Source organism: Nocardioides sp. NPDC000445, assembly GCF_040300245.1.
Taxonomy (GTDB): Bacteria; Actinomycetota; Actinomycetes; order Propionibacteriales; family Nocardioidaceae; genus Nocardioides.
This window is the reverse complement of the sequence record NZ_JBEPDH010000006.1, coordinates 31,075-44,377: the sequence shown is the minus strand read 5'-3', so window position 1 is coordinate 44,377 and position 13,303 is coordinate 31,075. Positions and strand designations below refer to the sequence as shown.

Sequence of the window (13,303 nt, the reverse complement as noted above, 5' to 3'; positions counted from 1 at the left end):
GGCCAGATCGACCCAGGTCACACCGAAGCGAGCTTGCGGCTCTCCAGCACTGCGTCCACCAAGCCGTACGTCACCGCTTCTGTCGCGCCGAGGACGAGGTCGCGCTCGGTGTCGGCGTGGATCTGGTCGGTGTCGTGGCCGGTGTGGCGCGCCAGCAGCGCGTCCATCTCGGCCCGCACCCGGCCGATCTCCTTCGCCGCGACCTGCAGGTCGGTGACATCGCCCCGCTGACCGTCCTGGCCCGGCTGCTGCAGCACGACCCGCGCGTGCGGGAGGATCGTACGCCGCCCCGGCTCCCCCGCAGCCAGCAGCACGGCCGCCGAGCCCGCCGCCTGGCCCACGCAGGTGGTCGCCACCGGAGAACGCAGGAACTGCATCGTGTCGTAGATGCCCAGCATCGCGGTGGGATCACCGCCGGGAGAGTTGAGATAGAGCTCGATCTGCCTGTCGGGCGCGTCCGACTCCAGGTGGATCAGCTGTGCGATGACCACGTTGGCGACCCCGTCGTCGATAGGCGTACCGAGGTAGACGATCCGGTCCGAGAGCAGGCGACTGTAGACATCGAGCGCCCGCTCGCCACGTGGGGTCTTCTCGATGACCGAGGGAATCGTGTACGAGCTCATCGGGCACCCCCAGCCGCGGAGAGACCGAAGGCTGCGCTGCGCTGCTGCACCGGCGTCACCGACTGCACGTCGTTGAGCACCTCGTCCACGAACCCGTACTCGCGCGCCTCCTCGGCGGTGAACCACCGGTCGCGCAACGAGTCCTGGTCGATCTGCTCGACGCTCTGGCCGGTGTGCTCGGCGGTGATCCGGAGCATCTGCTCGGTCATCCGCGCCAGCCGCGCGGCCTGCACCTCGATGTCGGCCGCCGAGCCGCCGATCCCCGCCGACCCCTTGTGCAGCAGCACCTCGGTGTGCGGCAGGACGTAGCGCTTGCCCGGGGTGCCGGCGGTGAGCAGGAACTGCCCCATGCTGGCCGCCATCCCCATCCCCAGCGTGGAGACGTCGTTGGGGATCAGGTGCATCACGTCGTAGATCGCCATCCCGGCCGTCACCGAGCCGCCGGGCGAGTTGATGTAGAGGGAGATGTCGCGGTGCGGATCCTCGGCGCTGAGCAGGAGCAGCTGTGCGCAGATCCGGTTCGCGATCGCGTCGTCCACCTCCTGGCCGAGCACGATGATCCTCTGGTTCTGCAGTCGTGCCGTGAGCTGCTCGTCGAGCGGCCCGGCCGCCACTGGTGTCTGAGTCATGTCTTCGACTCTGACCGACTCCCCCACCGCGTACCAGCGAATCTGCCGCAGGCAGATCTGCCCACAGCAGAACACCAGCGACCCGATAGGTTGCGGTCGTGCGCTGCGTGATTCTCGACGACTATCAGGACGTGGCGAGGACGTACGCCGCCTGGGACTCTCTCGACGGAGTCGAGGTGACGTCGCTGACCGAGCACCTCGGGCCTGACGCCCTGGTCCGGGCGCTCGACGGTGCCGAGATCGTGGTGGCGATGCGGGAGCGTACGCCGTTCCCGGCCGCCGTGCTGGAACAGCTGACGGACCTGAAGCTGCTGGTCACGACCGGGATGCGCAACGCCTCGATCGATCTCGCCGCGGCGGCCCGGCTGGGGATCACCGTGTGCGGCACGCCGTCGAGCCCGCATCCGCCGGTCGAGCTGACCTGGGCACTGATCCACGCGCTGACCCGTCACATCGTCACCGAGGCGACCGGGCAGACCTGGCAGCGGACCGTCGGGAGCGACCTCCACGGCCGGACCCTCGGCCTGCTCGGCCTCGGCAAGATCGGGGCCCGGGTCGCGGCCGTCGGCCAGGCGTTCGGGATGGACGTGATCGCCTGGAGCCCTCACCTCACCGCCGAGCGCGCCGAGCCGCTCGGGGTGCGCGCGGTCGACAAGGCCACCCTGTTCGAGACCAGCGACATCGTCTCGCTCCATCTCGTGCTGTCAGAGGCGACGCGACACATCGTCGGACATGCCGACCTGGCCTCGATGAAGCCGACCGCCCACCTGGTCAACACCTCCCGCGCCGGGCTGGTCGACACCGACGCGCTCATCGCCCACCTCGGCTCCGGCACGATCGCCGGCGCGGGCCTGGACGTCTTCGACGTCGAGCCGCTGCCCGCCGACGACGTGCTCCGCCACCTCCCGAACGTGGTCGCGACGCCACACCTCGGCTATGTCACCGACGACAACTACCGCCGGTTCTATGGCGGCGCCGTCGAGGACATCGCCGCTTGGCTGGCCGGTGACCCGATCCGTACTCTCCTGCCGAAGGAGCCTGATGCCTGACCCGATCCAGCTCGCCGCCGATCTGGCACCGACCGGAGCCCTGCGCGCCTCGATCAACCTCGGCAACCCGGTCCTCGCCCAGGGCACCCCCGAGGCGCCGAGCGGGGTCACCGTGGACATCGCCCGCGAGCTGGCGAGCCGGCTCGGCGTACCGGTCTCCTTCCAGTGCTTCGACGCCGCCCGCAAGTCCTTCGAAGCACTGCGGACCGGCGCCGCCGACGTCGCCTTCCTCGCGGTCGAGCCCGCCCGCGCCGCCGAGGTCGAGTTCACCGCGCCGTACGTCCTCATCGAGGGCGTCTACGCCGTCGCGGCCGACTCCCCGATCCGGACCGCGGACGACGTCGACCGCCCGGGCGTTCGCGTCGGCGTCAAGGAGGGCTCGGCCTACGACCTCTTCCTGACCCGCACGCTGGAGAACGCCGAGGTCGTACGCGGCGCCGACGGGATCGACGCCTTCCGCGAGCTCGGGCTCGAGGTCGCCTCCGGGATCCGGCAGCCTCTCGGCCGGCATGTCGCCGCCGACCCCGGTCTGCGGCTGGTCGAGCCGCGGTTCATGCAGATCCGCCAGGCCGTGGCGGTCGCGCGCGGGCACCGTCCTGCCACCGTGAGCTTCGTGCACGAGCTGGTCGAGGACCTGAAGTCGAGCGGACGTATCGCCGAGTCGCTGGTCACCTCGGGGCAGGACGCGTCGGTCGCTCCCTGATCACCGTGAGCTGCGCCGGACGTAGGGCGTCGTGGTGCCGACCTTCGCCAGCCCCGAGCGCTCCAGGATCGGCCGGGAGAACTCGGTGGAGTCGCTGTGGATGTAGCGCTTGCCCCGCGCGATGGCGGTGCGGGCGCGAGCGGCGGTGAGGGCGCGGTAGATGCCGCGGCCGCGCCACTTCTCCAGCGTCGCCCCGCCCCAGATGCCGGCGAACTCCGTGTCCGGCACCATGTCGATCCGGCCGGCACTGACGATCTCGCCGTCCGCCTCGGCGACCCACATCTCGCTCTCCCCCGCCGCGATGCCTCGCAGCTGGCTCTCGACCCGAGCCTCCGAGGCCGGGGAGCCGAAGACACCGTCCTGCATGATGCTGGCGGCGCGTACGTCCTGCTCGCTGGTGATGGCACGCAGGCCGATCCCGTCCGGCAGGGGCACGTCGACGGCCAGAAGGGCAGCCTCGCCGACCATGATCGACTCCGGCTCGTCGGGCGCGAAGCCGTGCCGCAGCAGCGTGTCGTGCAGCCCCGGGGCGTGGTCGTGGCCGCGGGTCTTCCACTCGACCTCCTCGATCGCCGGGTCGGCATCGAAGTGCGCGACCGCGGCGGCGACCAGCTCCTCGACGCCGGCTGCGTCGGCCCCGTCGAGATCCTGGTAGGAGATGAATCCGCGTCCGCCGCCGAAGGTCGCGAGACGCAGCGGCCCGTGTCGGGTCACCGACACCGCCCCGGTGGTCTCGGCATCGGTTCGCAACTGCTCGTCATAGGCCTTCAGCACGGCGAGAAACCTACGTCGAAGTCGTACGCCGGTGCATGTAGTTATCGGGCGGCCGGCTCCGTTCCCCTCGTGAATGGCGCTTACAAGGAGCGCTTGAAGTGGAAGGGTGAGAACATGCCTCGCTACCTGATGATCCTCGACTACCAAGCCGGCAACGACGAGACTCCCGGCGGCATGGCTGGCTGGAAGCCGGAGGAGGTGCAGGGCCACATGAGCTACTACGAAGCGCTCAACAAGGCCCTGACCGAGTCCGGCGAGCTGGTGCACGTCGAGGCCCTGACGCCGCCCGACCAGGCGTTCGTGGTGACCTCCGACGGTGCCGACAGGACCGTCACCGACGGGCCGTTCCAGGAGTTCAAGGAGTGGGTCGCCGGCTACATGATCATCGACGCCGAGACCCAGGAACGCGCGCTGGAGATCGCCGGCCTCTACTCCGCCGCTCCGGGCCCGGGCGGGCGGCCGATCGAGCAGCCGATCCAGGTGCGCCGGATGTACCACGGCACCGACGGCTCCTCGGTCGACGACACGATCGCCTTCGGCGAGGCGAGCATCGAGTGACCGAGGCGCTGCCGGGTGACCTCTTGCGCGACCTCACTCCGCAGGTCGTCGCCGTCGTCACCCGGCGCTGCGGGGACTTCGACACCGCGGAGGACGCCGTCCAGGAGGCGCTCGTCGAGGCGGTACGCACATGGCCGGGGCGCGGCGTACCGGAGAACGCTCGCGGCTGGCTGATCGCCACCGCGATGCACCGCCTCATCGATGCCAAGCGCAGCGAGTCGCGCCGCCGCGACCGCGAGCATGCTGACCATCTCTCCGAGCCCGAGGGGCAGAGTGCCTCGGGGATCGACGACTCCCTCGACGTACTCCTGCTCTGCTGTCATCCCAGCCTGACCCCGGCCTCGGCGGTGGCGCTGACCCTGCGGGCGGTCGGCGGGCTCACCACCCGGGAGATCGCGAACGCCTACCTCGTCCCGGAGAAGACGATGGCGCAACGGATCTCCCGGGCGAAGGCGACGATCAAGGGACGCTCGCTCGGGATCGACGGCTCCGCCGACCTCGCCGCGCGGATCCCGGCGATGATGAAGGTGCTCTACCTGCTCTTCAACGAGGGGTACGTCGCGACCGAGGGCGACCACCTGCAGCGGGTCGACCTGTGTGCCGAGGCGATCCGGTTGACCCGCCTCGCCCGCGCCGCGCTCGCCCGGATGACGGGGAGCGCCCACGGCGAGCTCGGCGGTCTGCTCGCGCTCATGCTGCTGCTCGACGCTCGCCGCCCCGCCCGGATCGACGCGCACGGCGCCGTGGTGCCGCTGGCCGACCAGGACCGGAGTCTGTGGCGCGACGAGGCCACCCGCGAGGGGGTCGCGCTGGTCGACTCCGTCATCGGCACCGGCCGGCCGGGGACGTACCAGATCCAGGCCGCCATCGCCGCGCTCCACAATCGTGCGCCCACCGCGGAGGCGACCGACTGGCTGCAGATCACCGCGCTCTACGGGTTGCTGGAGAAGGTCGCGCCCGGGCCGATCGTGACGCTCAACAAGGCTGTCGCGGTCGGGTACGCCGACGGCTCGGGCCCCGCGCTCGCGCTGCTCGACGAGCTCCTGCGCGACTGTGCTCAGAACGGCGCCGGCGGCTTCGCCGACCATCCGCGGGTGCCCGCGGTGCGCGCTCATCTGCTGGAGCTCGCCGGCGACCTGGACGGTGCTGCCGCTGCGTACGACCTGGCCTCGGTGCGGGCCACGAACCTCGCCGAGCGCCGTTTCCTGACATCGAAGGCGGCCGCGCTGCGCGATGCTCGCTGCTGACGCATCGCTGAATTCTAGTGAGAACCGTTCTCAGGATACGCTGTGCCTGTGATCGAACTGCGCACCCCGACCCAGATCGAGCAGATGAAGCCCGCCGGCCGATTCGTGGCCGATGTCCTGACCGCACTCCGCGAACACGCTGCCGTGGGCGTCAACCTGCTCGAGCTCGACGAGCTGGCGCACAAGATGATCAAGGACCGCGGCGCGGAGTCCTGCTACATCGACTACCACCCGAGCTTCGGCGCGATGCCGTTCGGGAAGGTGCTCTGCACCTCGGTCAACGACGGTGTGCTGCACGGCCTGCCCTTCGACTACAAGCTGCAGGACGGCGACCTGCTCAGCGTGGACTTCGCGGCCAGCGTCGACGGCTGGGTCTCCGACTCGGCCCTCTCCGTCGTCGTCGGTACGCCCCGCCAGGAGGACCTCGACCTGATCGAGACCACCACCCAGGCGCTCGCCGCCGGTATCGACGCCGCGCGCGTCGGCAACAAGGTCGGCGACATCTCCCACGCGATCGCCAGCGTCGCCCGCGCCAAGGGCCTCAAGATCAACACCCAGTTCGGCGGCCACGGCGTCGGCCGCACCATGCACGGCGACCCGCACATCGCCAACGACGGTCGCCCCGGCCGCGGCTTCAAGCTGCAGCCCGGACTCGTCATCGCGATCGAGCCGTGGTTCCTGCACACCACTGACGAGATCTTCACCGACCCCGACGGCTGGACCCTGCGCAGCGCCGACGGCTCCCGCGGCGCCCACATGGAGCACACCGTCGCGATCACCGAGGACGGCCCGCTCGTCCTCACCGCTCGCGACTGACCAACCCAGCCGAGGCGTCAGGTACGCCGGTCGAGGCGTCACCGCCGTCGGCCGAGTGGGCAGCGCCGCGACGTCTCGGCCTGCGCGAGTGACGTCTCGGCCTGCGCGAGTGACGCCTCGGCCTGCGGGAGCGACGTCTCGGCCTGCGCGGGTGACGTCTCGGCGAGGGGCGGCAAAACAGAAGTCAGCCGCTGGCGTCTCGGGTCACCAGCGGCTGACAAGAAGAACGTTAGCCGACGAAGTCGAACACGTGCAAGCACCTGCAATGCAAAAGACTGCAAATGATCCGACCGAGCTACTCGGACCACCCGAGTGGGCTATGAGCGCGGGTTCTTCGAGCGCTGCGTACGCCGTGCGTCGCGCTGGCGCCGCAGCCGGCGCACCAGGACGCCGTCGTAGGCGAGCGCCTCGGGCTTGTCGATCAGGTCGTTGACGGCTCGGTGGTATTCGGCCGCGCTCATCCCGAGTTGCTCCCTGACCGCCTCGTCGCGTCCGGTGCCGGCCGACCACCAGGAACGCTCGAAGTCCAGCAGTTGCTTCTCGTTCTCGGAAAGGCCCGGCTGCCCGTCGGCAGACCCGGGGCTGTGGGGCGCCTCGGTCATGCGTACATCATCCCAGGCGCGGCGGGCGCCTCCGAAACCGCCACGCGTCACCGTCTAGAACTACCCGGCATAGCCCATCTGGGCCATCTTCATAAAAGTGCAGATCAACTCTTTGAAGCTCGCCGAACCGTCCGCTAATCTCTTCCATGTCAGCCGCTGGTGACCCGAGACGCCAGCGGCTGACTTCTATTTCAGCGGGTGTCACACGTCCGCGGTGTCCTCGCCGTGCGTCCCCGGACGCGGCGCCCAGGGCAGCTCCCTCGCGGCTCGTACGACGACCAGCCGGTCCCCGCGCGACAGGGTGCCGACGACCGGGTCGAAGTAGCGGAAGACCTTCTCGTCGCGTACGACCGCGATCACCTGGTCGGCGAGCTGCTGCGGCTGCTTGCCGACCTCGTTGACCAGCAGGTCGCGCTCGGCGACCTCCAGGCCGGTGCCGGAGTTGAGCAGGTCCTCCATGACGGACCCGAGGGTCGGCGAGATGGTGGACAGACCCATCAGCCGGCCGACCGCGTCGGCGGAGGTGATCACCGAGTCGGCTCCGGACTGCTTCATCAACGGCGCGTTCTCGCGCTCGCGAGCGGCAGCGACGATCCACGCCTCGGGGTTGATCTGCCGCACCGTCAGGATCGTGAGCACGTTGGAGTCATCACGGTTGGTGGTGATGATGACCTGCTCGGCGTCCTTGACGCCCGCCCGCATCAGCACCTCGCGCCGGGTCGCGTCGCCGGTGACCACTGCGATCCCGTCGGAGTGGGCATCCGAGCGCGCCACCGGGTCGGGGTCGACCACGACGAACTCCTCGGGATCCGCTCCGCTGCTGAGCAGCGTCTCCACGGCGCTACGGCCCTTCGTGCCGTATCCGACGACGACGATGTGCTGGGACATCTTCTTCCTCCAGCGAGCTACTCGGATGAGGTCACGGCCCTGCTTGGTGAGGACCTCGAGAGTGGTGCCGATCAGCAGCACCAGGAAGGCGATGCGAGCCGGCGTGATGATGAACGCGTTGATCATCCGCGCGTGCGCCTCGACCGGGGCGATGTCGCCGTAGCCGGTCGTGCTCAGCGTCACGGTCGTGTAGTAGATCGCGTCGATCAGGCTGATCTGGCCGGTGGGATCGTTGTTGTCGGCGTACGCGTCGCGGTCGAGATAGACCAGCAGGACCGTCCCGATCAGGATCGCCAGCGCGGCCAGCAGCCGCCGCCCGAGTTGCCACCAGGGCGACCGCACCGTCTCGGGAAGAGCGACCTGCTCGACACCGGCCCACTTCGGGGCATATGCAGATGTCTCGGACACATCTGCGACCCTATCCGCCGCGCTCTATCGTCTGTTGCATGAGTGCCTCCGACATCCGCCGTGTCACCAACCAGGCGCCCCCGCTCGCGGGTCACAACGTGGTGACCGGAGATGCCGCACTGTCGGCGGCGGTCCTGCGTCACGCGGGCGAGGAGACCCTCGAATCGCTCGTCTCCCTGGGCGCCGAGGCCGGCACCGCCGAGGCACAGGAGCACGGCCGCCTCGCCAACCGCTTCCACCCCGAGCTGGTCCCCTACGACCGCTACGGCAACCGGATCGACGAGGTCGCCTTCCACCCCTCCTGGCACTGGCTGATGGACAGAGCCGTCGGCCACGGTCTGGCCGCCGCCCCCTGGGCGCTGGCCGAGAGGGGTGAGAGGAACGCCCACGTACGCCGCGCCGCCGGGTTCCTCGCCTGGTCCCAGACCGAGCCCGGCCACCTGTGCCCGATCTCCATGACGTACGCCGCGGTCCCCGCGCTCCGCGCCGACGAGTCCCTCGCCGAGGAGTGGGTGCCGAGGCTCGCCTCCACGACCTACGACTTCGGTCTCCGCGACCCCGCCGAGAAGCTCGGCGCCCTGGCGGGCATGGGGATGACCGAGAAGCAGGGCGGCTCGGACGTACGCCAGAACATCACCGAGGCGGGTCCCGTCGGCGACGGCGTCTACGAGCTGCACGGGCACAAGTGGTTCACCTCGGCACCGATGAACGACGTCTTCCTGGTGCTGGCCCAAGCACCTGACGGCCTCACCTGCTTCCTCCTGCCTCGCATCCTGCCCGGCGGCAGCCGCAACCGGCTCGACGTGGTGCGACTCAAGGACAAGCTCGGCAACCGCTCCAACGCCAGCTCCGAGCTCGAGTTCCGCGGCACCTCCGCCTACCGGCTGGGCGAGGAGGGCCGCGGCGTACGCACGATCATCGAGATGGTCGCCGCCACCCGCCTCGACTGCGTGCTCGGCTCGGCCTCCTTGATGCGCCGGGCCGTGGCCGAGGCGAGCTGGCACGTCGCCCACCGCTCCGCGTTCGGCTCCACCCTGGCCGACAAGCCGCTGATGCAGAACGTGATCGCCGATCTGGCCGTCGAGTCCGAGGCGGCCACGACCCTGGCGATGCGCCTGGCCGCCGCCGTCGACCGGCCCGACGACGAGCAGGCCCTGCGTCGTATCGGCCTGCCGCTGGCGAAGTTCTGGGTCTGCAAGCGCACTCCGGCATTGGTGGCGGAGGCGCTGGAGTGCCTCGGCGGCAACGGCTACGTCGAGGAGTCGGTGATGCCGCTGCTCTTCCGCGAGTCCCCGCTCAACTCGGTCTGGGAGGGCTCCGGCAACGTCAACGCCCTCGACGTCCTGCGTGCCATCCAGCGCGAACCCGGGGTCCTCGACGCGTGGATCACCGAGGTCGGCAAGGCCAAGGGCGCCGACCGGCGCTACGACCGCGCCGTCGACGCCACCCTCTCCCTGCTGGGCGAGTCGATGACCAGTCCCGAGGAACTGGAGCGCTCGGCCAGGCGCCTGGCCGGCAGCATGGCGACACTCCTGCAGGGAAGCCTCCTGGTCCAGCACGGACCCGACGAGGTGGCCGACATCTTCTGCGCCAGCCGCCTGCCGGGCCACGGTGGGACGTACGGCATGCTCGCCGGCGGCGACCAGGTGGCGGTCGTGCAGCGTGCGACTCCGACCCTGTAGCGGCCTCGACGGGCAAGCGGCGGGCGCCATGCCCCGTAGGAGACATGACGCCCGCCGCTTGCGGACCGAACCTCAGCCCTTGACGGACCCCGCCGTGAGCCCACGGACGAAGTAGCGCTGCAGCGAGAAGAACACCAGCAGCGGCACCGTCATCGTGATGAACGCACCCGCAGTGAGCAGGTGCCACTCCTGGCCACGGTCACCGATCAGGTCGCGCAACGTGATCGTGACGACCTCGTTGTCACCCGCCCCGAGGAAGATGAGCGCGACCAGAAGGTCGTTCCAGACCCAGAGGAACTGGAAGATCGCGAACGCTGCCAGTGCGGGCACCGACATCGGCACGATCAGCCTCCAGAAGGTCTGGAAGTGGGAGGCCCCGTCGATCTCGGCCGACTCGATGATCTCCTGCGGCAAGGTCGCCATGTAGCTGCGCAGGATGAAGACCGCCAACGGCATCCCGAACGCCGTGTGGGCCAGCCATACCGCGAGGAAGGTGCCGTTGAGGTCGTAGCTCCCGAACAGGTTGAGCAGCGGCACGAACGCCACCTGCAGCGGGACCACCAGCAGCCCGACGATCACCATGAACAGCACGTTGCGCCCCGGGAACCGCATGAACGTGAACGCGTACGCAGCGAACGCGGCGATCATGATCGGCAGCACCGTCGCGGGGACGGAGACGACGATCGAGTTCACGAAGGCGTTCGCCATCCCGCTCTCGAGGACCTGCGAGTAACTGTCGAAGGTCCACTGGGAGAACGGGTCGGTGATGACGGTCCACCAGCCCGACGACTTCACGTCGGCCTCGTCGCGGAACGACGAGATCAGCAGACCCAGCGTCGGGATGAACCAGAGGACGCACAGCAGGACGATGCCCACACGGACAGCGACGCTGCCGAGGGTGAAGCTCCTCATCAGCGGGCCTCCTGCTTCTTGAACTGGCGCATCTGGTAGACCATCACCGGGATCACCGCGATCATCAGGACCACGACCACCGCGGCCGCGCGACCGGCGTCACCGAACTCGAAGAGCTCGAGGACGAAGGTGTTGGCCAGCACCGAGGTGCCGGACCGGCCACCGGTCATCACGTAGACGATGTCGAAGACCTTCATCACCAGGATGAGGATGGTCACGAAGACCACGATCACCGTCGGCCAGATCTGCGGTACGACGACCTTGAAGAAGATCTGGATCTCGCTGGCCCCGTCGATGCGCGCCGCCTCCACGGTGTCCTCGGGGACGCTCTTGATCGCCGAGGAGAGCAGCACCATCGCGAACCCCGCCTGCAACCAGATCATGATGACGATCAGGAGCAGGTCGTTGAGGTTGTAGTCGGAGATGCGCAGCCAGGCGACCGGCTCGAACCCGAGACTCGTCGAGATCGCCGAGAGGAGCCCGATCTGCTTGTCGCCCTGCGCGAACCTGGTCGCGTAGACGAAGCCCCAGATCGTGCTCGCCCCGACGAAGCTGATCGCCATCGGCATGAAGATGACCGACTTCGCGACCCGCTCCGGGAACGCCTTGAGCTGGTCGGCCAGCACCGCCACGAGCAGGCCGACGATGACGCTGGCGGCCGGAACGATGAGGATCCAGAGCAGGTTGTTGACCAACGTGCCGATGAACTCGTCGTCCCGGAAGAGCGCCGTGTAGTTGTCGAAGCCGACCCAGTTGATGCTGTTGTCGTCGGCGAAGCTGTAGATCACCGTCATCAGGGCCGGGTAGACCAGGAAGACGGCGACCACCAGGATGGCCGGGCCGATGAAGACGTACGGCTTGACCCGCCTCTCCCACTTGCCCGGCAGCAGGCCCGAGAGGAAGTTGAGCAGCCAGAAGAGCGCAGCGGTGCCACCGACCCCGAGGACGATCGCGATCAGGCCGTTGAGGATCTTCAGATATGGGTCATCGCTCATCCTCGCCAGCTCTCCTCGATCGCGTCGGCCGCCTCCTGAGCGCTCTTCTCACCTCCGACGTAGGCGTTCATCTCGCTCCAGAACGTCCCGGCGCCCACCTGCGCGGGCATCAGGTCCGAACCGTCGAAGCGGAAGGTGTCGGCGTCCTGCAGCAGCGTCGCGATCTCACCGAACATCGGGTCGGCGTACTGCGAGTTGTCGAACTCGACGCTCGGAGAGAGCCAGCCACCGGACTTGGCCCACTCGGCACCGAAGTCGGGGGACGCGAAGAACTCCATCAGCTCGACCACGTCGGTGTCGTTGGTGAAGGCGGTCGCCATGTCACCGCCGCCGAGCACCGGGTTGCCCTCGAAGCCACCCTCCATGCTGCCCGGGAGCGCGAAGACGCCGACGTTGCCGGCCAGGTCCTGCTGGACGTCCTTCGGGAAGAAGGTGGTGATGAAGTTGGCCTGACGGTGCATCTGGCAGCCGGGCTTCGCGTCGAAGAGCGGCAGCGGGGAGTCGCCGAAGGGCTCGCTCAGCGTGCCGTCGGCCCCGCCGCGTACGTTCTTCGGCTTGTTGATGATGTCGCCCATGGTCTCGATCGCCTCGACGATCTTCGGGTCGTTGAAGGGGACCTCGTGGGAGACCCACTCGTCGTAGAACTCCGGGCCCTCCTGGCGCAGGACGATCTCCTCGACCCAGTCGGTGTAGACCCAGCCGGTGTCGGCGCCGGCCTCGGCGCCGAGGCACCACGGGGTCTGGCCCTTGGAGATCATCTGGTCCTCGAGGCTTCGCAGCTCGTCCCAGGTCGTGGGCGTCTTGTAGCCGGACTGCTCGAAGTTCTTCGGGGTCCAGACCAGCGACTTCATCGAGACGCGGATCGGTACGCCGTAGGTCTTGTCGTCGATCTCGACCGAGTCCATCAGGCCAGGGATCATGGTGTCGTCGAGCGAGCCGACGTCGATGAGGTCGTCGAGCGGGAGCGTGTCACCCGACTCGGTCAGGTCACCGACCAGACCGGGCTGCGGGAAGAGCGCGATGTCGGGCGCGTCGTTTCCGTTGACCTTGGTGCGGATCTCGGTGGTGAAGTCCGTGGAGGGGGTGTAGGTCACCTCGATCCCGGTCTCCTTGGTGAACGTGTCGAGGGCCGCATTGAGCCCCACGGCCTCGCCCTCGGGGATCGCGCCGAGGATCTGGATGCTGCCGTCTCCCTCTTCGGTGTCGCCGGCATCGTTGCTGCCGCCGCCACCGGGAACGCCGCAGCCGGTCACAGCGAGCAGACCTGCGACCACTGCTCCGATTTGCCACTTTCGCACGTGCATCTGATTGCACCCTCCATCGTCGTGTTGATCCACGGAGTCGTGCCACGCAGGCCGCGTCGGGTCCACGAGGCAGCGCCTCGTTATGTGATCTCCATAACATTAGTCGTTATGGT

Annotated in this window: 14 protein-coding genes; 6 read left to right on the top strand and 8 right to left on the bottom strand. The window is 68.8% G+C overall.

Annotated features, from left to right (window positions below; all coding sequences use genetic code 11):
* Positions 1-17: 17 nt before the first annotated feature.
* Together ABT304_RS09590 and ABT304_RS09585 are read right to left on the bottom strand one after the other, a co-directional pair.
* Entirely contained in the window at positions 18-623 is a 606-nt protein-coding gene (locus tag ABT304_RS09590; protein ID WP_160022566.1) for a ClpP family protease, read from the bottom strand.
* Positions 620-1,252 carry a ClpP family protease gene (locus ABT304_RS09585; protein WP_160022564.1) on the bottom strand — a complete coding sequence of 211 codons (633 nt, stop codon included), beginning with the start codon at positions 1,250-1,252 and terminating at the stop codon, positions 620-622. The genes ABT304_RS09590 and ABT304_RS09585 overlap by 4 nt, the downstream gene beginning before the upstream one ends.
* 98 nt (positions 1,253-1,350) lie before the next feature.
* Here ABT304_RS09585 and ABT304_RS09580 point away from each other — a divergent pair, with 98 nt between their 5' ends.
* On the top strand, positions 1,351-2,301 hold the full coding sequence (locus ABT304_RS09580) for a D-2-hydroxyacid dehydrogenase family protein (RefSeq protein ID WP_350714744.1): 951 nt from the start codon (positions 1,351-1,353) through the stop codon (positions 2,299-2,301).
* Entirely contained in the window at positions 2,294-3,004 is a 711-nt protein-coding gene (locus ABT304_RS09575; RefSeq protein ID WP_350714743.1) for a transporter substrate-binding domain-containing protein, read from the top strand. The genes ABT304_RS09580 and ABT304_RS09575 overlap by 8 nt, the downstream gene beginning before the upstream one ends.
* On the opposite strand, the gene ABT304_RS09570 is transcribed toward ABT304_RS09575, so the two are convergent.
* Positions 3,005-3,778 carry a GNAT family N-acetyltransferase gene (locus ABT304_RS09570; RefSeq protein ID WP_160022558.1) on the bottom strand — a complete coding sequence of 258 codons (774 nt, stop codon included), beginning with the start codon at positions 3,776-3,778 and terminating at the stop codon, positions 3,005-3,007.
* Between the two features lie 114 nt (positions 3,779-3,892).
* Between ABT304_RS09570 and ABT304_RS09565 the strand changes: the two genes are divergently transcribed.
* From ABT304_RS09565 to map, 3 genes are read left to right on the top strand one after another with little or no spacing between them, the layout of a single operon-like run.
* Positions 3,893-4,336, top strand: coding sequence for a YciI family protein (locus tag ABT304_RS09565; RefSeq protein WP_350714742.1), 444 nt, complete (start codon positions 3,893-3,895; stop codon positions 4,334-4,336).
* Positions 4,333-5,583: an RNA polymerase sigma factor gene (locus tag ABT304_RS09560; RefSeq protein ID WP_350714741.1), complete on the top strand. Its 1,251-nt coding sequence runs from the start codon at positions 4,333-4,335 to the stop codon at positions 5,581-5,583. The genes ABT304_RS09565 and ABT304_RS09560 overlap by 4 nt, the downstream gene beginning before the upstream one ends.
* Positions 5,584-5,631: 48 nt before the next feature.
* The gene (gene map, locus ABT304_RS09555) at positions 5,632-6,399 is read left to right on the top strand and encodes a type I methionyl aminopeptidase (RefSeq protein ID WP_160028780.1); all 768 of its coding nucleotides are present in this window, start codon (positions 5,632-5,634) and stop codon (positions 6,397-6,399) included.
* A 317-nt stretch (positions 6,400-6,716) separates the two neighbouring features.
* Here the strand turns inward: map and ABT304_RS09550 are convergent, their stop codons facing one another.
* Together ABT304_RS09550 and ABT304_RS09545 are read right to left on the bottom strand one after the other, a co-directional pair.
* Positions 6,717-7,001, bottom strand: a complete 285-nt coding sequence (locus ABT304_RS09550) for a DUF3263 domain-containing protein (protein ID WP_160022554.1) — start codon at positions 6,999-7,001, stop codon at positions 6,717-6,719.
* A 201-nt stretch (positions 7,002-7,202) separates the two neighbouring features.
* A complete protein-coding gene (locus tag ABT304_RS09545; protein WP_350714740.1) occupies positions 7,203-8,297 on the bottom strand; it encodes a potassium channel family protein in 1,095 nt (364 codons plus the stop codon).
* Positions 8,298-8,335: 38 nt separating this feature from the next.
* Between ABT304_RS09545 and ABT304_RS09540 the strand changes: the two genes are divergently transcribed.
* Complete coding sequence (locus ABT304_RS09540; RefSeq protein ID WP_350714739.1) at positions 8,336-9,979, top strand: acyl-CoA dehydrogenase family protein; 1,644 nt, start codon at positions 8,336-8,338, stop codon at positions 9,977-9,979.
* A 72-nt stretch (positions 9,980-10,051) separates the two neighbouring features.
* Here ABT304_RS09540 and ABT304_RS09535 read toward each other — a convergent pair whose 3' ends face one another.
* From ABT304_RS09535 to ABT304_RS09525, 3 genes are read right to left on the bottom strand one after another with little or no spacing between them, the layout of a single operon-like run.
* Entirely contained in the window at positions 10,052-10,891 is an 840-nt protein-coding gene (locus ABT304_RS09535; RefSeq protein ID WP_160022548.1) for a carbohydrate ABC transporter permease, read from the bottom strand.
* Positions 10,891-11,886 carry a carbohydrate ABC transporter permease gene (locus ABT304_RS09530; protein WP_160022546.1) on the bottom strand — a complete coding sequence of 332 codons (996 nt, stop codon included), beginning with the start codon at positions 11,884-11,886 and terminating at the stop codon, positions 10,891-10,893. Before ABT304_RS09530 ends, ABT304_RS09535 begins: the two co-directional genes overlap by 1 nt.
* Positions 11,883-13,190, bottom strand: a complete 1,308-nt coding sequence (locus ABT304_RS09525; RefSeq protein ID WP_350714737.1) for an ABC transporter substrate-binding protein — start codon at positions 13,188-13,190, stop codon at positions 11,883-11,885. Before ABT304_RS09525 ends, ABT304_RS09530 begins: the two co-directional genes overlap by 4 nt.
* Between the last annotated feature and the right edge of the window lie 113 nt (positions 13,191-13,303).